Below are 22,568 nucleotides of genomic sequence, written 5' to 3'. Positions count from 1 at the left end.
TCCCCCAGGAGAAATCCAATACTTTTTTATATCTCTTTTTCGAGCATTTCTAATAATTCATCAAATCTTCTTATAGTATCCTCTAAAGGTTTTGGTGACGACATATCTACCCCTGCTTTTTTAAGTATATTTATTGGATAGTCACTTCCACCGCTCTTTAAGAATCCTTTATATCTTTCTACAGCGCTTTCGTCCTCTTCAACTATCATTTTACTGAAAGAATTAGCTGCTGCAAAACCCGTAGTATATTGATATACATAGAAGTCGCTGTAAAAGTGAGGAATTCTTGCCCATTCCATATCAATACCCTCATCTACCACCATTTCAGCTCCAAAATATTTTCGGTTTAAATCATGATAAATTTTACATAAGTCCTCTGGAGATAATGGGTTACCCTGCTCAATATTTTCATGGGTTGTTTTTTCAAACTCTGCAAACATACATTGTCTAAATACTGTAGTTCTTATTCCTTCCAATTGCTGATTTATTAAGAATAGTCTTTTCTTCTTATCTGTCTCATTTTTAATTAAATAATCTATTAGTAAACATTCATTAGTTGTAGATGCTACTTCCGCACAGAATAACTCATACTCTGAATATATATACGGTTGATTCTTCCTTGAATAATAAGAATGAATAGAGTGCCCCATTTCATGAGCAAGCGTAGATACATCATTTAATTGGTGATTATAATTCAAGAGTACGTATGGCATACTGTCATAGCATCCCGAAGAATATGCCCCAGAACGTTTACCCTTATTTTCAAATACATCTACCCAGCCTTCACTAATTCCTTCTTTAAATATATTTAAATATTCTTGACCCAAAGGTTTTATACCATCTAATGCTAACTTAACAGCATCTTCATACTCAATACTATCTTGCACCGCATCAACTATTGGCACATATAAATCATACATATGAATTTCATCAAGTCCTAAAAGTTTCTTTTTAAGTCTTACATATTTATGGAGGGAGTCTAGATTGTTGTTTATAGTATCCACCACATTATGATAAACCTCTACTGGAATATTATTAGGCTTTAATGAGCTTTCTAATGCTGATGCATAATTTCTTGTTTTTGCATTAAATACAAAGTTTTTTATTGATGATGTTAAAGATGTTGTTAACGTATTTCTAAACCCCTTATATGTTCCAAATAATGTTTCAAAGGCATCTTTTCTTACCCTTCTATCCTTCGATTTTATAAAAATACTGTAGTTTCCTTCTGTTAATTCAATTTCATTACCTTTTTCATCTTTTATACTTGGAAACGTCATATCTGCATTTGTAAGCATTTCAAATATATTTCCCGGGGCATTTAAGCAGTCGCTTACAGATGCTAATAGCTTTTCTCCCTCTACACTTAATGTATGAGGCTTTTGACTTAAAATATCTAGTAAGTAGAATTCATATATTTTAAGTTTTGGAATCTTACAAATTGCCTCATCTATAAAGCCCTCTTTTAATGATAATAGTTCAGGGACAAAAAATGCAGTGGCACTCGAAACTTCTGCGGCATATGAATCAATCTTATTTTTAAGTACTTGAAACTCTGCCTTAGCTGTATCCTCATCCCCTCTTAAATGTGCATATACAAGCAATTTTTCTAGAAGTCTTTGAATCTCTACATTGCTTTCTAAAAATGATAATAACTCCTCAGCAGTGCCCAGTTTCCCTGAAAATCTTTGCATTTCTGGTGCTTTAGATCTTAGTATTTCAAAATCTTCTTCCCACGCCGCAGAACTCTTATACATCTTTTGGACGTTCCACTTGTACATGCTGTCAATTTCATCTCTTGTTTTAAGTTTTTTAACTTCACTCACTAAAATCCCCTTCTTTCATATCATTAAATTACATTTTATAAATATATTACCATACGCTTCTAAAAAAATCTATTAAAAGTAGATATTAAATTTAGATATCAATGGAACCTAAAAAAGATGACTCCTGTTTACAATACAGAAATCATCTTCTTAATTCAGCATAGACTTTTTTAAAAATCTATGCTTCTTGTAGCTCTATTAAGTAAAACTATTATTAATTATTTTTACTTTATTCAAATTTAAAGTTTTTGAATTTATCTCCTAATATATCAGCTAAAGTTAATCCAGCTTCTTCTTCTTCTTGCTTATATTGTGAAAAATCTTCATTTCCTCTTGCTGCTTCTCTAATACTTAGGCTTATTCTTCTATCTTTTTCGTTTATTTCACCGATTTTAACTTTTACAACTTCTCCAACTTTTAATACGTCAGAAACTTTTGCTATACGTTCTTCTGATATTTCTGATAAATGAACTAGTCCTTCTACTCCTGATTCAAGTTGTACAAAAGCACCGAAATCCATTAATTTTACAACAGTTCCTTCTACTATAGCACCAGGCTTGTAGTTGCTTACTATATTCTTCCATGGGTTTCCTGCTTCTGATTTAAGTCCTAAAGATATTCTTCCTTTTTCTTTATCAAAATCTAAAATAGTAACTTCAACTTCATCTCCAACTGACACTACCTCTGCTGGATCTTGAACTCTTTTCCATGATAATTGTGAAACGTGAATAAGACCATCAATGCCGCCTAAATCTACAAAAGCACCAAATTTAGCAAGTCTAGTTATAACACCTTTTCTCTTATCGCCCTTTTTGAGTTCATTCCAAATTATATCTTTTTTACCTTCATTCTCTTCTTTTTCTATTACTCTTCTTGATAGAACTATGTTTTTATTTTCTTTATCAAGTTCTATTATTTTAACTTCTAAAGTTTTGCCTTTAAAGTCTTCTAGGTTTTCTATATATGAATCTGAGATTTGTGACGCAGGTATAAATGCTCTAACTCCATCAATATAAGCCGTAGCTCCGCCTTTTACTATGTCACTAACTGTTACTTCTAACGTTTTATTCTCATCTACGATTTCCTGTAATTTTTCCCAAACTTTAACGCTATCTTCACTTTTTTTAGCTAAAAGCACGTCATCAGTATTATCCATCGCATCTTTCATTGTAATTTCTTCACTACTATCTACTGTCATATCTTTCATTATAACTTCTTCTTTATTATCTGTTGTCATATAAATACACTCCTCTTATTGCATAATTGTTACTAAAAATATCTTCTTTATTATATCATACTTCACCTATACATAACGTCATACCATCTAATTTCATCTTATTTTTTATAATCCTTGCACCACTAAGTTCTACACAAGGCTCACAAACAGCTCTAACTCCAATAGTTTTTTCAACGAAATCACTACCGTAAAATTTATGTTGTACTTGCTTTATATCTTCTGCCGTAAATATTTTAAGTTGGCATTTAAAATAATCTACTAGCGCATTTATTGCAACCTCATCTTTTTTTATCAAAATCGTCGTTATAGACTTTATAGACCTAATATCTATATTATATTCTTTAAGAACCCTTAATACAGTTTGTTTCATTTTCTGGGTTGAAAAATCTTTTCTACATCCTATCCCTAGTACGATATTTCTTCTTATTAATTTAAGCGTAGGCACTATATGTCCCTTTAAATGATTATCAGTACTCTCTGAGCTGCAAATGTATAGTAACCCACTAATGTCCTCTAAATTACTACTATATCCAACGGGCGTTTGTACTATCCCTCTTTCATCAAAAAATCCAATTTTTCTTCCCTCTACTAAAAGAGCCGCTATTTCTTTTGCTTTTTTCAAATCTTCAATTATAAGTCCATTATCTTTTGCTATCATATCTGGAGCATAAATACCTAAATTATCTGTAGCAGTAGTTATTATCGCTTGTGATTCGAGAAGCTTACTAACCTTTAATGTAAGCTCATTTGCGCCTCCTAAATGACCGCTTAAAAGACTTATAACATAATTACAAGAATTATCTATAACTAATACTGCAGGGTCCACATCCTTACTTTTTATGTATGGCGCTATAGCTCTAACTGCAATACCTGTAGAACTTATAAATATTACACCTCTATAGTTTTCCATTACATTTCTACTAACTTCCTTAAAATTAAAATCACTTTGCTTTTTCTTTGAATACAAATCAATGTTAAGGCTTGAAGCTAAAATATTAGCTATTTGATCTCCCTTTTCTGTAAATGTAATAACTGCATATTTCATTTTGTCACCATTCCTATTATATATCATACTATTATTATACACAAAACATAAAATAATTGTGGACAGTTAACAACTATTTGCATTTGAATAATTATTAAATGTCCCCTATTATGTATCATGTAAAAAAATTCGAGAAATTAACTATCTTTCTTCTCTAAAATAGGGGTTTCCGAGTCCAGCCGGTGGTGAGTTTTTACTAGATTTTTTCATTGATACTATTACTAAAATAATTATTGTAACTAAATATGGTAGCAAATCAATAAGATATTGAGATACTGAAAAATTAGGTAATCCTTGAAGTCTAAAACCTACTATGTCAAGCCCTCCAAAAAGGTATGCTCCTATAATCGCTCTATGAGGTCTCCAAGTTGCAAAAATTACTAAGGCCACTGCTATCCATCCTCTGCCAGATGTTACATTCTCCTGCCATGCTGGAACATAAACAAGAGATAGATATGCTCCTCCAAGACCACAAAGAGCTCCGCCTACTAATGTATTCACATATTTATACAAATTAACGTTTATACTAGCTGCATCGGCAGCTGCAGGATTTTCGCCAACTGCCATGGTGTTTAAGCCCTTAGTAGTTTTATATAAATATATAAACAAAAGCAAAGTTATAATATATCCCAAATATACAAACACATCTTGATTAAAAAATATATCTCCTATAAAAGGTATATCTCCAATTAATGGAATTCTTTTAGGTACGAAAAATGATTTAACCTTATCTGGGGTAACTTGCCCAATCAATTTTTTACCTATCATACTTGAGAACCCTGTTCCAAATATAGTTAGCGTAAGACCACATACAACTTGATTTGCCCGAAGTGTTATAGTTAAAAACGCATAAATTAACGCTCCAAAGGCTCCTGAAATCGCTGCAGCTATCATTGCTATAACAGGATTTCCCGTACTTAAGCCTGCCATAAATCCAATGACAGATCCCATAAGCATCATGCCTTCTACACCTAAATTAAGGTTACCTACCTTTTCAGTTAATAATTCACCTAATGTGGCAAAAAGTAGAGGTGTACCTGCTACAACCGCAGCGGCTAAAAATGTTGTTATACTATTCATTTCTATTTTCCTCCTTTAGTATGCCTTGATAGTTAAAATTTATTTTATATTTAATGAAGAATTCACTGCCTAATACAAAAAACAGTATAATTGCTTGTATTAATTGTGCAGCCGCTTCAGGTATTCCAAATGCTGTTTGAATAAATGACGCTCCTTGTAATAGAGCCGCAAATAGTATCGATACTATTACTATAATGGGTGCACTTAATCCTGAAAGCCAAGCTATAATTATAGCTGTAAATCCTGCCCCACCTGCAACTTGTGCAGACAGTGTCCTACTTACAGCTGATACTTGAATTACACCTGCAATTCCACATAGTGCTCCACTTAAAAATATAGCTATGTACATGGTTTTTCTAATTTTAATACCTGCATACAATGCTGTTTTTTCACTTTCTCCAAGCACCGAAATTTCATAACCCTTCTTAGTATATTTCATGAAAATATACACTATAATCACAAGTATAATTGCGATTATCCATCCCATATGTATACCAAAAACATCTGGAAGCGTTGCATTTGGCGATAAGTTAGGTATTTTAGGGAAACCCATTGCTCTCTTATCCTTCCAAGGTCCATATTGTAGGTATGTAATAAACTTTAAGGCTATGTAATTTAGCATTAATGTTACAATCGTTTCATTAGTATTCCATTTCCCCTTAAGTAAGGCTGCAATTAATGCCCATAACCCTCCGCCTAAAATACCTGCACAAAACATTATTAATAACAATGGTAATTTATCCATATAGGGAAATTTCAATGCAAAAAAAGTAGCAGCAAAGGCTCCCATTACTATTTGTCCTTCTCCACCAATATTCCAAAATTGCATCTTGAAGGCTATCGATATTCCAAGAGAAGCTACAATCAGTAGTATTGCCTTAATAAGTGTTTGCTTAATACTATAACTCGAGCCAAAGCTTCCCTTTATAAGAGACGCATATACGTCTATTGGATTAAGTTTAATTACTAACAAAAACATACCTAGTACCAATAATGATAGGAGGATTGCAATGCTTCTAATTTTAAAATTATCAGTTTTGCGAGTTTCAGCTCTTTTAACAATCTTCATCATCTAATTCTCCTCCATCTGGGCAGTATTTCCCACCATCATCATACCAATTTCTTCTCTTGAAGCTTTTTTCGCATCAACAATGCCAGTAACCTCACCATCACAAAGCACCATAATCCTATCGCACAACTTAATTAACACATCCAAATCTTCTCCAATGAATAATACTGCCGTTCCTTTTTCCTTCTCTTGACTTATTAGGTCGTAAATCGTATAACACGTATTAATATCCAAGCCCCTTACCGCATATGCCATAACAAGAATCTTCGGATACATACTTAATTCTCTTCCAACTAATATTTTTTGAATATTCCCACCTGATAAATATTTTATGGGATGATGTATGTCCGGTGTCTTAATTTCAAATTTCTCAACCATTTTTTTTGCTTTAATTACGACTGGTTTTCTATCTATAAATATCCCCTTTTGCGTGTGGTAATCCTTTAGCAAAAGGTTATCCACCATTCCCATAGAAGCAACAAGTCCCATTCCTAATCTATCTTCTGGTATAAAGCTCATACTTATGCCTTTATTAATAATATCTCTAGGAGATTTCCCTACTAGATTCTCCCCCTCAAGAACTATTTCACCACTTGCTACCTTCTCAATTCCTGCAATGGCCTCACATAATTCCCTTTGGCCACTTCCAGCAATTCCAGCCACGCCAAGAATTTCAGAACTTCTTAGGCTGAAACTAATATTTTTAATTATCTCTGCCTTTTCAGCATTTAACACTTTCAAGTCCTTTACCTTAAGCATTATATCTCCTGGCCCTTTATTTACCTTATTTATAGATAAATCCGCTTTGCGACCCATCATAAGTTCTGTTAATTGCTTTGGAGTGGTATTTTCTTTTTCAACTGTTTTTATAGCTTCACCTTTTCTTAATACAGTAATTTTGTCACATATCTCCATTACTTCATCCATTTTATGACTTATAAATATAATTGCACAGCCTTGTTCTTTCATCTTTCTCATTATTTTAAATAATTTTTCAGTTTCACCTTGAGTAAACACCGTAGTAGGTTCATCTAATACCAAGACATCAGCACCTCTATAAAGTACTTTAAGTATTTCAAGATTTTGCCTCTCTCCTACTGCCATATCACAAACATATTTGTTTACATCCATCTCTAAATGAAATTTTACACATATATCATTAATCTTTTTAATTTCTAACTTGTCATTAAAAAATAAGCCTCTATTTTGACCCAGTAATATATTTTGCTTCGCAGTCATTTCCTCAACTAATTTAAAATGCTGATAAATCATTCCTATACCAGCTTTAATAGCATCCTTTGGAGAAGTAAAATTCATATTTTTCCCATGAATAAAAATAGAGCCACTATCAGGAGTATATACCCCTGATAGCATATTCATGAGAGTGCTTTTACCTGCCCCATTTTCACCTAGTAGCGCATGAATTTCCCCACCATGCACCGTTAAATTCATATTCTTATTAGCTATTACCTTTCCGAAGGTCTTACTAATATTCTCTATAGATACATAAGGGATTTCATTCATATTAAATCATCTCCTCCATATTTTAAAATCATATATTATTTCTCTATTTTTCCTTCTACGCCTTTAACAAACCAATTAAATTGTAGTAATTCCTCATCTGTCATGACTTTACCTTTTTCAATTTTAGTAGTTCCCGTTTGGTCCTTTAAAGGTCCTACAAATATTTTGTTTTCACCTGAAAGAATCTCTGTTTTAGCCTTTTCTACAGCCTCTTTTGCTCCAGTTGGTGCATTTTCTGTGAGCGGCGCAAGACTCACTACTCCAGATTCTAAACCTTTCCAATAACTTCCTGATTTCCACGTACCGGCTTTAATAGCTTTTATTTGCTCAACATAATATGGTGTCCAATTCCAAACTGGCGATGTCATATATGCTTTAGGTGCTTTAGCTTTCATATCTGTATTATATCCAATAGCGGATATTCCTGCTTCTTCTGCAGCTTGTAATGGTCCTGCAGTATCTTGATGCTGGGTAATTACGTCTACACCTTCTGCAATAAGTGCCTTTCCTGCTTCTTTTTCTCTAGCTGGGTCATACCAAGTATTAGTCCATTTTACTTTTACTACAGCTTTCGGATTCACTGATTGTACCCCTAGAGCAAAAGCATTTATTCCTCTTATTACTTCTGGAATTGGGTGTGCTGCTGCATATCCTATTTTATTAGTTTTAGTCTTCATTCCAGCAACTATCCCTGAAAGATACCTTGCTTGATAGATACGTCCAAAATAGTTTGACATATTTTCTGAAGTTTTGTACCCAGATGCATGTAGATATTTAACTTCAGGATGTTTCGCAGCTGATGCTTCCATTCCATCCATAAATCCAAAACTTGTTCCTACAATAACGTTAGCTCCTTGATTAATCATTTCTTCACATACTTTTTCAACTTCTGCTAAATCCTCTTTTACTGATTCTTTATACAAAGTTTTTACAGCTAGCTGTTTTTCAATCTCTTTTCTTGCAACATCATGAGAGTAAGTCCAGCCTTCGTCACCTACAGGTCCTACATATATAAACCCTACGTTTATTTCCTTTTTTTGCGTACCTTTTGTCTCAGTTTTCTTATCAGTGCCACATCCTGCAAGCATTAAAGGCATAACTAATGTAAGTACTATTAATAAACTTCCTATTTTTTTCTTCATTGTTAATTCCTCCCCTATAATAAATAATAAGTCTTAGCTAAAAACTATCTTGTTATCTTGTAAAGATTTTATTATGGCTAATGATTCTACTTTAACACCCTCCTTTTCTATGCATATTCTTCCATTTTGAAATGCTTTTTCGATTACAATTCCCACTCCAACCACTTCGGCTTCAGCCTGACGTACAATTTTTATAAGTCCTAATGCAGCATTCCCATTAGCTAAAAAGTCATCAATTATTAAAATCTTATCTTCTTTTTTTATATATTTTTTACTAGTTCTAATTTTATAATTCTTATTTTTTGTAAAAGAAAACACATCAGCTTCATATGTATTGCTATCCAAATTAGTGGCTTCATGTTTTTTTGCAAAAACTACAGGAATGTTACCAAAGTATTGTGCCACAATACATGCTATTCCTATACCTGATGCTTCAACTGTTAATATTTTTGTGATTTCATGTTGTGCAAACCTTTTTTTAAATTCTTTTCCAATTTCATTTAATAGCACTATATCAATTTGATGATTCAAAAAACTATCAACCTTTAAAATTCCACTACCTATTACTGACCCTTGCGTTAATATTTTAGCCTTTAATATTTCCATAATCTTCTCCTTTATTAACTATATTTTCGACATACGATTCATTGCAAAACAAAAAACTCCTCTATTAACGGCTTAACGCGTTAGCTAGGGAGTTTATAATAAAAAAATTCATTTTAGAATAATTTAACTATTTTTATTAAAACACCCATAGTCAAGTATTTTACGGCTACTTGGTAGAAACGCTTAGTCCATATTTCTAAGCTTATATGAGTTTGCGAATATTAAGTTTTGTTTTTTATTAATTGTTCGTATTTATAGTTGTATATCAATACTACAACATTTTTTTCGTTAAATCAATATGTATTTAAAAAAATGCTGTACTAGATAATAATCTAGTACAGCATTTTTATACAATTATAATTTAATATTAACCGCAGGAATTCCCCAAATTTCTTTTGCATATTTCTCTACAGTGTTATCACTTGAAAAGATACCCGACTTAGCAATATTTGTAATGGCCATTTGTTGCCAAATGGACTTTTGTCTATATAACCTGTCAATTTCTCTATGTGCCTTTACATAAGCATCAAAATCTTTAAGCACAAAATACTCATCATTGTGTAATAGTAAACTATCATATATGCTCATAAATTCCATTTTAGGAGTTTCTAAAAATCCATTTACCAATTGATTCACTATAGTATTTACTCTTTGATCGCTATTATATATATCATAAGAGTTATAACTTTTATTCTTGTAATATTCTATTACTTCTTCTGATGTTAGTCCAAATAATATAATATTTTCTTTTCCGACTGCTTCAAATATTTCTACGTTTGCCCCGTCTAAGGTTGCTAGTGTTATAGCCCCATTCATCATAAATTTCATGTTACCAGTTCCAGAAGCCTCCTTAGATGCAGTAGAAATCTGTTCACTAACATCAGCACAAGGAATAATTTTCTCAGCTAATGACACACCATAATTTTCAAGGAATACTATCTTTATTTTACCGCGCGCTATAGGATCATTATTTATCTTAGAGGCTATTGTATTAATAAGTTTAATAGTTTGTTTTGCTATATAATAACTTGGAGAAGCTTTCGCACCAAATATAAAAGTTCTTGGAACCATATCTAAATTAGGGTTTTCAAGAAGCTGGTTATATAAATGCATTATATGGAATACATTTAAAGTTTGTCTTTTATAGGAATGCAGTCTTTTTACCTGAACGTCAAATATGGAATTCGGATCAATTTCAGTTCCATAGTTGGTTAATATATAGTTTGAAAATTTTATTTTATTATTCGTTTTTATGCTATGTGTTTTTTCTTGAAAAGCGGTATCCTTTGAATAATCCATTAATTTATGGAGCTCATTTGGAGACTTTACCCACCCATAACCTATAGTTTCCGTTATAAGTTCTGCGAGCTTTTGATTAGAATTTAATAGCCATCTTCTATGAGTTATGCCATTAGTTTGGTTGTTAAATTTTTCTGGGAAGAACTCATAAAAATCAGCCAATTCTTGATGCTTTAATAATTCTGTATGCAATTTTGCAACTCCATTAACAGAATGGCTTCCTACAATAGCGAGATACGCCATCCTTATATATCCATCATAAATAATAGACATTTTATTGACTTTATTCCAATCTCCATTGTACCTATGATACACTTCATTACAAAAACGCCTGTTTATTTCTTCTACAATCATATAAATACGTGGAAGTAATTTTTTAAACATATCTACAGGCCATTTTTCTAGTGCCTCTGCCATAATTGTATGGTTAGTATATGCCATAGTTCGCGTTGTAATATCCATTGCAGCGTCCCAAGATAAACCCTCCTCATCAATTAATAGCCTCATTAGTTCAGCCACAGCTACAGCCGGATGGGTATCATTTATCTGCACCGCCACGTGTTTATGAAACTCACTAAATGAAAGTTTCTTCTTTTTATAATTTCTTAAAATACTTTGTAATCCAGCACTCACAAAAAAATACTCTTGCTTAAGCCTTAGTAATTTACCCTTTTCATAGCTATCATCTGGATATAAAATTTGTGAAATAGCCTCCGCTGAATATTTGTTTTCACCAGCTTTTGCATAATTTCCTTGACTAAAGGATGAAAAATCAAAATCTTCCTCCATAGTTTCTGCGCTCCAAAGCCTTAATGTATTTACAGTATTATTCTCATATCCTTTTATTGGAGTGTCGTATGGTACCGCCCTTACACACTCATAATTTTCATGGCTAACTCTTGTTAATCCATTCTCTTTATTTAAATGTACATCTCCACCAAATCTTACTTCTACAGACTTGCTTTCTTTTCTTATTTCCCACGAATTACCATTTCTTAACCAATTATCAGGAACTTCTACTTGATAACCATTTTCTATTTTCTGTTTGAATAATCCATATTTATACCTTATGCCGCAACCATGACCCGGTATCTGCGTAGATGCCATAGAATCTAAGAAACATGCTGCCAATCTTCCAAGCCCACCATTACCGAGCCCCGCATCCGATTCTATATCCTCTATCTTTTTTAAACTAATTCCTAAATCATTAAGAGCATCCTCACAAATATCCTTTATACCTAGATTAACTAGATTACTATCTAGTAATCTACCAATTAAAAATTCCATAGAAAAATAATACACTTGTTTTCCTCTATTTTTTCCATACGCTTTATTACTTTCTATCCATGGTTTAGAGCAATAGTCTTTTACTAGTGCACCTAAAGCATAATATTGATGCAGAGGCGATGCATCAATTTCATCTTCTGCAAACATTGTTTGTAGTTTCTCTACATAGTCCAATTTAAATATTTCTTTATCTATTACTATAATATTCACCACCTAGCAATTTTAAAATTTACTTTTCAGATTAGTATATAATTCCATATAGTTTTCAGCCGAATTTTCCCAACTATTGTTTGAAATCATGGCATTTTGAACTAATTTATTCCAAGACTCTTTGTCTTTGTATAAATCCAGAGCCCTCTTTATAGCATCTAACAATTCTTGACTACTATAATTTTCAAAAGAAAAACCATTACCAATACTAGTATATTTATTATAAGGGATAACGGTGTCTTTGAGCCCTCCAGTTTCCCTGACAATTGGAATACTTCCATATTTCAAGGCTATAAGCTGGCCTATGCCACAAGGTTCAAATAAAGATGGCATCAAAAACATATCTGAAGCAGCGTATATTTGCTGTGCTAGCTCCTCATCGAAAATAATATTTGTCGATATCCTACTTGGGTAAATAGACGCAAAGTATTGAAATATATCTTCATAATATCCTTCACCATTACCAAGCAGTACTATTTGTATTGGAAGAATAAGTAATTCCTGGAGTTTATCCACAATTAAATCCAAGCCTTTTTGTTTCACTAGTCTAGTGGTAATTCCTATCATTGGCATTTCTTCATCTACGGTAAAACCTAGTTTTTCTTGTAGCTTTAATTTGTTTTTCACTTTCTGTTTTATACTTTTTTCATCATAATTGCAAAATATTTTTTTATCCACCCTAGGATCATAGAGATCATAATCTATACCATTTACTATGCCATATATATTTTCAGCCTTTGAGGCTAATAATCCATCTAGCGATTCCCCATAAAAAGGAGTTTGTATTTCTCTTGCATAAGTGTTGCTTACAGTAGTTACTGCATCTGAGAAAACAATCCCGCCCTTCATAAATGATACATTGTCATAAAATTTTAATGCTTCATCATTAAAATATTTCCAATCTAAATCTATTAAATCACCTAGTATCTCTTTGTTGAATACCCCTTGATATTTCAAATTGTGTATAGTGAATACACTTTTTATTTCATTATATCGCTCGTCTTCACTATAATTTTCTTTAAGTAAAGCTGGTACTATTCCAGAGTGCCAATCATTACAATGAATTATATCTGGCACGAAATCCCCCATGTATTTTATAGATTCTAAGATTGCTTTTGAAAAGTAAGAGAATCTCTCTCCATCATCATAATATCCATATATCTCAGGCCTTTTAAAATAATCTTCATTATCTACAAAATAATAAGGCACCTCATCATAAGTCAAATGTTGTAGTCCACAATACTTATCTCTCCAACCAACTTTAACCTTAAAACTAGCTATAGTTTCCATGCAATTTTTAAATGACAAAGGAATTTTACTATATTTAGGTATAATTACTCTTGCGTCAATGCCGAGCTTTCTTAAAGCTTTAGGCAGTGCATATGCAACATCCCCAAGGCCTCCAGTTTTTATAAAAGGATATGCTTCAGAAGCCACAAATAATACTTTCATACTAAACCCCCCATTAAATATATGAAAATAAATAACAAGTAAGTATACTTGTTATTTTGTAAACAAGCTGAACAAGTAAGTATACTTGTTATTTATTTTCATATACCTTATTTTTTAAAATTGTTATGGCCGAAATTTTTTTTCAATAACCACCGGAAAATCTTCATCCCCATTTAGTACTGTATTTTCACTTATAATTGTATTTTTATCAATTATAACATTAGTCAGTTTACAACCTTTTTTAATTTCGCAATTCTGAAATATTATACAATTTTTGATTTCTGCCCCTTCGTGTACCGTCACCCTTCTTGAAATTATACTTTTCTCTATACTTCCTTTTAAAATACATCCATTGGAAATCAAAGCATTACTAACCTTTGATCCATTAAAGTATTTAGTAGGAGCTTCATCTTTACTCTTTGTATAGATTAACCCTTTGTTAAAGAATAATTCCTTGGTTACTTTACCATTTAGCATATCCATACTAGTTTTATAATAATTTTTTACAGAATTTACACATTGGAGGTATCCTTTAAACTCATATGCATTTACATTAAGTTCAGTAATTTCACTACAAATAACTTCTTTCATCGAATTATGATATCCAGTCTGAATGCACTTGTTTACAATAGCTATAAGAGTGCTTTTTTTCATTATATACATTTCCATTGATATATTTAGTTCGTCCTCTGCTCCTATGTTTTTTCCAATGTTCAAAACTTTATTTTCTTCATCAATATATAAAGTGCTACAACTTACATAATGCGTCTTCCCATTATTTGTTTTTTTGTATACTACCGTTATATCGCTACCGGATTCTTCGTGATACTTAGCAGCCTCATTGTAATCCATGTTACATAACATATAAGAAGAAGATATTATTACATACTCTTGCTTAGTTCTATAAATATATTCCATGTTTTCACTTATTGCATCTATATCTTTTAATTGTGATGTTTCTGAGGTAAGATTAAACAAAAATAGTCCATTTATTTTTCTATCTAAATCCCATGGTTTCCCTGAACCTAAATGATCCACTAAGGACCTCGATTTTGTGTTAGTAAACATACCTATATTATGAATACCCGAATTAATCATATTCGAAAGCACAAAATCAATAATTCTATATCTCCCACCTATAGGAATCGACGCTATAGGTCTCGATTTTGTAAGACTTTTAATATTATCTTCTTGCTCATTTAACATTAATATTCCTATATAATTTTTAAGCATGCTCTCACCTCGCAAGTTTTATAATTTAGTTATTTTCTTTGAATCAACCTTAATTTCTCTTCCTTGTTCTATAACAATAATGTCTTCTCCATTGCCAATATGCACATTACGTCTTACGGTAACATTACTTCCTATAATAGCTTTATCTATTACCACATTATTGCCTATTTTAGTATTAGGTAGAATTACGGAATTAGTTATTTTAGTGTTTTTTCCTACATGTACTCCATGAAAAAGCACACAATTGCTTATTTCTCCAAAAACAGTACATCCCTCATTGAGCATTGCATTGTCAATGCTTGCGCTAGGTCCGATATATTGTGGTGGCATCATAGGGTTCACTGTATATATTTTCCATTGATTATCATGTATATCGAGTTCGTTATCGTCAGATAGCAAATCCATATTAGCTTCCCATAAACTTTCAATAGTACCAACATCTCTCCAATACCCTTTGAATGGATATGCATATAATTTTTGATTATTTATCAACATTTTTGGTATTATATTCTTACCAAAATCGTTACTGGAATTTTTATCAAGGTTATCATCTTTTAAAAGCTGTTTAAGAACAGACCATTTAAAAATATAAACTCCCATAGATGCTAAATTGCTTTTAGGCTCTTCTGGTTTTTCATCAAATTCAAAGATGCTGTGATCCTCTCGTGTGTTCATTATTCCAAATCTACTTGCCTCGGCCTTCGTTACTTCTAATACTGCAATGGTAACATCTGCGCCTTTTTCTTTGTGATAATCTAACATTTTGGAATAATCCATTTTATAAATATGGTCTCCTGATAAAATAAGAACATACTCTGGTTCGAAGCTATCGATGTAATTTGTGTTTTGATATATAGCATCTGCTGTGCCGTTATACCAATTTCCACCATCTTGACTTTGGTAAGGTGGAAGTAGACTCACCCCTCCGTTTTTCCTATCTAAATCCCAAGGTGCGCCTATACCTATATGAGAGTTTAAAGCCAAAGGTTGGTATTGAGTAAGAACTCCTACAGTGTCTATATCCGAATTAGAACAATTACTTAAAGAAAAATCTATAATTCTATACTTTCCTCCAAATGGAACCGCAGGCTTTGCTGTGATTTTAGTTAATTGTTTTAGTCTTGACCCTTGGCCTCCTGCCAATATCATAGCTATCATTTCTTTTTTTATCATGCTAGTTCTCTCCTTTCTAAACCTTTACTAATTAAATCATCTCCTGCGGAGCTACAATACTAACTTTTACTAAAGCTAACATCTTACTTAATAAAGATTTTTACACATTTTTACACCTAATTACCTCATCATGTAAAAACACAAAAAAAAATCTTTAGAAAATGCATACATTAATGAGAACAAATACGTTTCATAAAATTTATCTACAAGGTACATAGAATCTTTAGGGATTTTCAAAACAACTAATCAAAGAAAAATATTTGATGGCTTGCCATCCCCAAGAGGCTCATCCACAATTTCGCTTTAAAAATTAGGAATATACCCTCCACTTTAAACATATAAAAATTATAATTTAGTAATTGTATATAATAAATTTTGAATTCTAAAATTTATTAAAACGAAAGCAAAGCCTTATTTAACTGCATTTATTTGAATATTTATAATAATATTTTTATAATGTTTTTATAATTGTATCATAATAATAGGGAAAATATTGGTGGATTTTGCTCCTTATAATAATTATTTATCTACAAGTTTACTAAAGTTTCTTTTAGGATTAGAATATTATTACACTGTTTTAAGTTTCATAATAAAAATATATAAATATTTAAAGATAATTACATTTTTTTTATATCAATAAAATTTTTTTGGGAATAAGTGTTACATTTATAACTATATTACCCGCCAATATTCTGTTAAATATTTACAATTATTTTCTGTATCAGTTTTTATTACAGATAGCTAAAAATCTATAACTCTATAATCATGCTTTATGATAAAGCTCATAATTATTAAGGCACATTAAAATGAATAATTATTCATTTTAATGTGCCTTAGATAAAATTTCATAGAAATTTACTCATTAGAAATATCCATACCATAAAATATTTCGCCCATTTCCTTTTTTAATTTTTGTATAATATCACATTTTTCATCTTCATTTAAATCTTCTTGTTTAATCTCAAATAAATAATTATCAAGCTCAAAATCGTTTAATATCATTTTAGTATGAAATATATTAGATTGATATATATTCATATCAATTAAGTTGTATTTATTTATAGTTTCTTTTGAAATATAATCTTGTATAGAATTAATTTCATGATCTATAAAATGTTTTTGACCATCCATATCTCTAGTGAAGCCGCGAACTCTATAATCAATAGTAATAATATCCGAATCAAAACTATCTATTAAGTAATTTAGAGCTTTTAATGGCGAAATAGTACCACAAGTGGCTACATCTATATCTACTCTAAAAGTGCTTATATCATTTTGAGGATGGCTTTCAGGATAAGTATGTACTGTTACATGACTTTTATCTAAATGTCCCACGATATTCTCACGAATCGGAGTTAAAATTCCTCTATTACAGGTAGGATCCACCACATATAATGGAATTTCTTCCTCTGAAATAAGTAATGTTACGCTTGCTCCTTGGGGATCATAGTTCTGCTTTGCAATATTTAGCACACTTGCGCCTATCGTCTCAGTAACGTCGGTAAGAATTTTTGTTAACCTCTCAGCGTTGTATTGTTCATCAATATACTCTATATATCTTTTGCGATCCTCTTCTGTTTTTGTATAGCAAATATCATAAATGTTAAAACTTAATGATTTTGTTAAGTTGTTAAACCCATAGAGCTTTATTTTATTTTTTTCATTTTTAGCCAACTTTATTCCCCATTTCTATTAGACTTCTTCTAAAGAAAATTATATAACTTATGACTTCATTGTCAAGATATAAATTTATCGTTTCTTTCCATTCTATATAATAAATTGCTTGAAGTATATACTTTTTAACATTATAATTATTTATAATAGCAATATATATAATAGTAGTATATATGTTTTTATGTTTATCATACTATTCCCTGTATAACATGGATATTAATATATTTAAGTGTAATATTTATATTTTTCTACAAATGTATATCATTAGAATCGGAGGTATTAAACAATGTATAAAAAATTAAAAGTTGGATTATTAGGTGGAACTGGATTTGTTGGTCAACGTCTTGTTACACTACTTGAAAATCACCCTTATTTTGAAATAGCTGTTATTGCTGCTAGTGAGAACTCTGTGGGTAAAACTTATTATGACGCAGTAAATAATAGATGGAAACTAGACGTACCTATGCCTGAAAGCGTTAAAAATATTGTAATTAAAAATATAAATGAAGTAGATGTAATAAGCAGCGAGGTAGATTTTGTCTTCTGTGCTGTTAATATGAAAGCTAATGAAATAAGAGAAATTGAAGAGAAATATGCAAAAGCTGAGACTCCTGTAGTTTCAAATAACTCTGCACACCGAGGTACACCTGATGTTCCGATGGTTATTCCAGAAATAAATGCTGACCATTTTGAATTAATTAACGCTCAACGTAAGCGTTTAGGCACTAAAAGAGGCTTTATCGTTGCGAAACCCAACTGCTCAATTCAAAGTTATGTTCCTGCTATAAGCGCCCTTATGGAATATAAACCCACAAAAATATTAGTTTGCACCTATCAGGCTATATCAGGTTCTGGAAAAATATTTTCAGACTGGCCGGAAATCATTGACAACGTTATACCCTATATAGGTGGAGAAGAAGAAAAGAGCGAGCAGGAACCCCTAAAAATTTGGGGTCATATGGAGAATAATAAGATAGTTAATGCTGCGGAACCTATAATTTCAACTCAATGCATTCGTGTTCCTGTGGCAGATGGTCACTTAGCTGCAGTTTTTGTTTCTTTTGAAAATAAACCATCAAAAGAAACTATCTTAAAGCATTGGGCAAGTTACGAAGGCAAACCACAACTTTTACAACTACCAAATGCCCCAGAGCAATTCCTAACTTATTTTGAGGAAAATGATAGACCTCAAGCTAGACTAGATAGAGATATTGAAAAAGGAATGGGCATATCACTTGGAAGACTTAGGGACGATAAATTGTTTGACTATAAATTTGTTTGCCTATCTCATAACACTCTACGTGGTGCAGCCGGTGGCGCAGTGCTTTCTGCTGAACTTTTAATGAAAGAAGGTTATTTAACTTCAAAATAAAGAGAAAAAAAGTATATATTACGCGTATTGCAATACTATTAATGCATTCACTTGACTAAGAACTACTAATTTTATTTTTAATTAATCTGCTAGAAAACATAAACTCGCTGTCGCTCAAACATATGTTTTTCGAAACGCATCTTAATTAAAAATAAAATAAGAAGTTCTAAAGCTTGCTTCAATGCATTATACGTAATATATACTTTTTTTTGCGCCTAAAAATTATTGTTTTGCGAATATAAAATTCTCTGCCTCTGGGTAGTTCTCTTAGGTACATAACAATTATTAATTATTATGTGACCACACTCGACATCCTGCCTCAGGGTCGCTAGCACATCCTTCTGCTTATCTTTTATATTTTACAACCTTTAAGAGAATCCCCAAATTTTGAATTTCCCTTAATTCGGATTAACCCTCTATAAGTTCCAATATTTGTTTAGGGTTTTGAAAAATATAATTTGCATTAATCCCAATTGACGATTTAGCACCCCATAACGCTAATGCAAAACCTATACCAGCACTGAATGCACAGTCCATATCATATTTAGTGTCACCAATGTAAATTGTCTTTGATTTATCTGCTCCTGATAATTCAATAAATTTTAAAATAGGTTCTGGATTAGGCTTATGTTTTTCTGTATCATCTGCGCAAACTACAAATTTAAAGTAATTGGTTAACCCAAAAGGTACAAAGTCATTTATGTACTCTTTTTTAGTCTTTGAAGTAACTATACCTACTGAAATTCCCATTTCATTTAATTTAACTAATGTATCCTTAATATCATCGAAAACTTTCACATGAGAAAGATATTCTTCTAAATATCTATTCCATTTCTCATTAGACTCGGGAAGATTAGTTATTCCAAGTTTATTTAATGTTACCTCTCCTGGAATACCTAAAGCGAATCTTAATTCTTCAAAGCTAAAATTTTTATTAAGTTCTTCAAACATTAATTTTTGGAGTGATGAAAGAACTGCAAATTCGGTATCTAAAATCGTACCATCAATATCAAATATAACATAATTATACATTGTAACCTCCATTGTTAAAATTAAGTAATTTTACATAGTTTACATACCTATAATGATTGTTTTTGCCTAATGAATCCCATATCACATACCCACTTTATCCCCATAACAAATAGAATAATAACAAACTTCTGGATATCCAAGAACTTTATGAATGCTTATGTATTAAATACCCATAATAGTATTTTTGTTTTTTCTTTAATTTAAGACCCTGCCTCTGGGCAGTTCTCTGGGGGGACATAACAATTAGTATTGGAAAAGCCTCAGGCTTAGAGTAACTTTTCTTAATATATGCTATTTAGCACAATTTATTTTTAGCCAAAGAGTTATTTTCTTAATATCCCATCAATTCTTTTATATAGAAACAACATTAAAATCAATTGCCTACGTTAATCAAATAATATCTAAAATAAATATCATAAAGGTTATATTAAAACTCTCAAATAAAATAAAACTAGAGTGTTTTTTACACTAGTTAGTTAACAATATAAGAATAATATTCATTATGTCCGAAATCGCTTAATATAACATATATTATATTTTAGGCTCAACAGTTTTAAATATAAGTCCTAATGTCATTATTACTGATGCAAGCTTATATTTTATCTCAATTGGCACTGTGCTACTCTCAATCATGAAATCTAAAACATACTGTGTTGGAATTTTTGCAAATTTGGCAATAGTATCAGCACTAATCTTATGTACTTCAATTAGAACTCCTAAAAATGCTTTAAACTTAAAATCTGGTTCCTCCTTTGGAATAATGTCTAACATTGCTATTAAATTACCAAAGGAAGAACGCTCTGCAAACCCTGTCGGTACTTCAACCTTGTGTCCATCACTTTTTACGCCCAACAAATGTGATAGACATTCTGTGCTCATTCCATAATCCATCGTCAATGTATCTAATATTGCTCCTATCTCTTTATCTATGTCTGTAATTATCTGAATTTCATTTTCGATTATTATCACCTCTTAAATTTAATTCGTATTTTTATACAGTTTCACAACAGCATATAAGCATAACCGACTATAGTGAATCTATACCTATGTCCGCTTAACCCACTGGATATAGCATATCTAGTACTATCCCTACATACTATATGAATCGTTATTAGCAAAACAATTAACATTTAGAGTCTAGCTCATGGTTTACATATCACCAACGTTTTTCAACTGCAATACGAGTATCTGACAAGAAGCCTATTATTGCCACTATACTCATACAATATTTTTCAAACATTGTACCTAAAAATTGTTGAACAATACCCATTAATCCTAAAGGTAATGTCACCACTAAAAACACCATTAAAAATTTCGACCAAAATTTATTCATTTTCAAAGGAATTATTTTGCTGGCAATAAGTGCAATAATAATATTTAAAATAGTCATATAGATGCTTGATAACGATGTTTGTCTTGCTAATTCAAATGATACTGACCTGCCTCCATTAACTCATGTATATGGCATTATTTGTGTAATAATCAAAATATGAACGATAATATTTATTACCCCTATAGTAGCAGAACATACTCCTGCTTTTTTTATATTTATTTCCCTAATTTTATCAAGCATCTCTTATTCTCCTTATCCGTTTTATTTTACAATTATTCATATATTGTAGAATGTCACGGTAGACGTACTTGTCACCCAGTACACACCCCACAGATCCCAGCGTTTAGTTTTCTCCTACTAGTTCTTCTTTTTATTGTATCTTTTCCTTTAAGAGAAACTCCCCATCGAAATTCAAATCCGAGAAATTCTAAGCTTTTCCCCTCATATTTCCTGAAGCGTGAGAAAGGAAGACTGTTTGTTTTCTCCTCAGCTAGTTCTAACTTGAATTTACCAAGCCTTTTTCCTAGTACTTTGTAAAACCTCTCAGCATCTTTATTCTTATTAAATGCACATATAAAGTCGTCTGCTAGGCGACATAAATATGCTTCTCCATTGCATGCCGGCTTCACAATTTTCTCAAATCATAAATCTAACGCATAGTGTAAATAAATATTCACAAGTATTGTACTTACAATTGAACCCCGTGGACAACCATTTAGTGGATCTATTACCTTACCATCAATATCTAATATACCTGCTTTGAGCCATTTCATTATAAGACTTAAAAATGGCTTATCTTTTATTCTTAACCCCAGCATTTTCATTATCCACTGGTGATCTATATTCAAAAAAAATCCTTATATCAGCTTCCACTACGTAATTGTATTATATTCACTCTTTTTACTAATGAAGCTTTGTACCTTTTGCTTATTATATCCACTATTTCATTTAAACTTAATTTGGAATCTTTTTAT

At 31.4% G+C, this 22,568-nt stretch carries 18 protein-coding genes and 1 riboswitch; of the genes, 1 reads left to right on the top strand and 17 read right to left on the bottom strand.

Annotated features, from left to right (window positions below; translation table 11 throughout):
* Positions 1 to 26: 26 nt before the first annotated feature.
* The 13 genes from pepF to speD form a co-directional block, all read right to left on the bottom strand.
* Positions 27 to 1,826: an oligoendopeptidase F gene (gene pepF / locus KTC94_RS15105; RefSeq protein ID WP_220319610.1), complete on the bottom strand. Its 1,800-nt coding sequence runs from the start codon at positions 1,824 to 1,826 to the stop codon at positions 27 to 29.
* Positions 1,827 to 2,055: 229 nt separating this feature from the next.
* Positions 2,056 to 3,063: a 30S ribosomal protein S1 gene (gene rpsA, locus KTC94_RS15100; protein ID WP_220319609.1), complete on the bottom strand. Its 1,008-nt coding sequence runs from the start codon at positions 3,061 to 3,063 to the stop codon at positions 2,056 to 2,058.
* A 55-nt stretch (positions 3,064 to 3,118) separates the two neighbouring features.
* Positions 3,119 to 4,108 carry a cobalt-precorrin 5A hydrolase gene (gene cbiG, locus KTC94_RS15095; RefSeq protein ID WP_220286200.1) on the bottom strand — a complete coding sequence of 330 codons (990 nt, stop codon included), beginning with the start codon at positions 4,106 to 4,108 and terminating at the stop codon, positions 3,119 to 3,121.
* 141 nt (positions 4,109 to 4,249) lie between these two features.
* Complete coding sequence (locus KTC94_RS15090) at positions 4,250 to 5,188, bottom strand: ABC transporter permease (RefSeq protein WP_216301951.1); 939 nt, start codon at positions 5,186 to 5,188, stop codon at positions 4,250 to 4,252.
* Entirely contained in the window at positions 5,181 to 6,260 is a 1,080-nt protein-coding gene (locus KTC94_RS15085) for an ABC transporter permease (RefSeq protein WP_220286062.1), read from the bottom strand. Before KTC94_RS15085 ends, KTC94_RS15090 begins: the two co-directional genes overlap by 8 nt.
* The gene (locus KTC94_RS15080) at positions 6,261 to 7,781 is read right to left on the bottom strand and encodes an ABC transporter ATP-binding protein (protein WP_220319608.1); all 1,521 of its coding nucleotides are present in this window, start codon (positions 7,779 to 7,781) and stop codon (positions 6,261 to 6,263) included.
* A 35-nt stretch (positions 7,782 to 7,816) separates the two neighbouring features.
* A complete protein-coding gene (locus tag KTC94_RS15075; protein ID WP_220319607.1) occupies positions 7,817 to 8,923 on the bottom strand; it encodes a BMP family ABC transporter substrate-binding protein in 1,107 nt (368 codons plus the stop codon).
* Between the two features lie 33 nt (positions 8,924 to 8,956).
* Complete coding sequence (locus KTC94_RS15070; RefSeq protein WP_220319606.1) at positions 8,957 to 9,529, bottom strand: xanthine phosphoribosyltransferase; 573 nt, start codon at positions 9,527 to 9,529, stop codon at positions 8,957 to 8,959.
* Between the two features lie 128 nt (positions 9,530 to 9,657).
* Positions 9,658 to 9,759, bottom strand: a riboswitch (purine riboswitch).
* Between the two features lie 124 nt (positions 9,760 to 9,883).
* On the bottom strand, positions 9,884 to 12,316 hold the full coding sequence (locus KTC94_RS15065; protein WP_216302037.1) for a glycogen/starch/alpha-glucan phosphorylase: 2,433 nt from the start codon (positions 12,314 to 12,316) through the stop codon (positions 9,884 to 9,886).
* Between the two features lie 21 nt (positions 12,317 to 12,337).
* Complete coding sequence (glgA, locus tag KTC94_RS15060) at positions 12,338 to 13,777, bottom strand: glycogen synthase GlgA (RefSeq protein ID WP_220286065.1); 1,440 nt, start codon at positions 13,775 to 13,777, stop codon at positions 12,338 to 12,340.
* Between the two features lie 123 nt (positions 13,778 to 13,900).
* Entirely contained in the window at positions 13,901 to 15,010 is a 1,110-nt protein-coding gene (glgD, locus tag KTC94_RS15055) for a glucose-1-phosphate adenylyltransferase subunit GlgD (RefSeq protein WP_216301948.1), read from the bottom strand.
* An 18-nt stretch (positions 15,011 to 15,028) separates the two neighbouring features.
* Positions 15,029 to 16,183 (bottom strand): glucose-1-phosphate adenylyltransferase, encoded by a 1,155-nt coding sequence (locus tag KTC94_RS15050; RefSeq protein ID WP_165411643.1) that lies wholly within the window; start codon positions 16,181 to 16,183, stop codon positions 15,029 to 15,031.
* Between the two features lie 855 nt (positions 16,184 to 17,038).
* Entirely contained in the window at positions 17,039 to 17,857 is an 819-nt protein-coding gene (gene speD / locus KTC94_RS15045) for an adenosylmethionine decarboxylase (protein ID WP_216301946.1), read from the bottom strand.
* A gap of 286 nt (positions 17,858 to 18,143) precedes the next feature.
* Here speD and asd point away from each other — a divergent pair, with 286 nt between their 5' ends.
* Entirely contained in the window at positions 18,144 to 19,229 is a 1,086-nt protein-coding gene (gene asd / locus KTC94_RS15040) for an aspartate-semialdehyde dehydrogenase (RefSeq protein WP_220319605.1), read from the top strand.
* 408 nt (positions 19,230 to 19,637) lie between these two features.
* On the opposite strand, the gene KTC94_RS15035 is transcribed toward asd, so the two are convergent.
* The 4 genes from KTC94_RS15035 to KTC94_RS15015 all read right to left on the bottom strand — a co-directional run bounded on the left by KTC94_RS15035 (position 19,638) and on the right by KTC94_RS15015 (position 22,442).
* Positions 19,638 to 20,261, bottom strand: a complete 624-nt coding sequence (locus KTC94_RS15035) for an HAD family hydrolase (protein WP_220319604.1) — start codon at positions 20,259 to 20,261, stop codon at positions 19,638 to 19,640.
* A 531-nt stretch (positions 20,262 to 20,792) separates the two neighbouring features.
* Entirely contained in the window at positions 20,793 to 21,230 is a 438-nt protein-coding gene (locus KTC94_RS15030) for an HTH domain-containing protein (RefSeq protein ID WP_220319603.1), read from the bottom strand.
* A gap of 187 nt (positions 21,231 to 21,417) precedes the next feature.
* Complete coding sequence (locus KTC94_RS15025) at positions 21,418 to 21,552, bottom strand: hypothetical protein (RefSeq protein ID WP_258876389.1); 135 nt, start codon at positions 21,550 to 21,552, stop codon at positions 21,418 to 21,420.
* Between the two features lie 683 nt (positions 21,553 to 22,235).
* Complete coding sequence (locus KTC94_RS15015) at positions 22,236 to 22,442, bottom strand: hypothetical protein (protein ID WP_258876388.1); 207 nt, start codon at positions 22,440 to 22,442, stop codon at positions 22,236 to 22,238.
* Between the last annotated feature and the right edge of the window lie 126 nt (positions 22,443 to 22,568).

The sequence above is a fragment of the Clostridium sp. CM028 genome, assembly GCF_030585565.1.
Classification (GTDB): Bacteria; Bacillota; Clostridia; order Clostridiales; family Clostridiaceae; genus Clostridium_AD; species Clostridium_AD estertheticum_B.
The sequence above is the reverse complement of the archived record's forward strand: the minus strand, read 5'-3'. Positions and strand labels throughout refer to the sequence as shown.

Excerpts from the sequence above, each read along its gene's own strand:
- rpsA (WP_220319609.1), bottom strand. The coding sequence starts at position 3,063 with ATGACAACAGATAATAAAGAAGAAGTTATAATGAAAGATATGACAGTA.
- glgA (WP_220286065.1), bottom strand. The coding sequence starts at position 13,777 with ATGAAAGTATTATTTGTGGCTTCTGAAGCATATCCTTTTATAAAAACT.
- KTC94_RS15070 (WP_220319606.1), bottom strand. The coding sequence starts at position 9,529 with ATGGAAATATTAAAGGCTAAAATATTAACGCAAGGGTCAGTAATAGGT.
- KTC94_RS15075 (WP_220319607.1), bottom strand. The coding sequence starts at position 8,923 with ATGAAGAAAAAAATAGGAAGTTTATTAATAGTACTTACATTAGTTATG.
- KTC94_RS15085 (WP_220286062.1), bottom strand. The coding sequence starts at position 6,260 with ATGATGAAGATTGTTAAAAGAGCTGAAACTCGCAAAACTGATAATTTT.
- asd (WP_220319605.1), top strand. The coding sequence starts at position 18,144 with ATGTATAAAAAATTAAAAGTTGGATTATTAGGTGGAACTGGATTTGTT.
- KTC94_RS15090 (WP_216301951.1), bottom strand. The coding sequence starts at position 5,188 with ATGAATAGTATAACAACATTTTTAGCCGCTGCGGTTGTAGCAGGTACA.
- KTC94_RS15080 (WP_220319608.1), bottom strand. The coding sequence starts at position 7,781 with ATGAATGAAATCCCTTATGTATCTATAGAGAATATTAGTAAGACCTTC.
- cbiG (WP_220286200.1), bottom strand. The coding sequence starts at position 4,108 with ATGAAATATGCAGTTATTACATTTACAGAAAAGGGAGATCAAATAGCT.
- KTC94_RS15050 (WP_165411643.1), bottom strand. The coding sequence starts at position 16,183 with ATGATAAAAAAAGAAATGATAGCTATGATATTGGCAGGAGGCCAAGGG.
- KTC94_RS15035 (WP_220319604.1), bottom strand. The coding sequence starts at position 20,261 with ATGTATAATTATGTTATATTTGATATTGATGGTACGATTTTAGATACC.
- glgD (WP_216301948.1), bottom strand. The coding sequence starts at position 15,010 with ATGCTTAAAAATTATATAGGAATATTAATGTTAAATGAGCAAGAAGAT.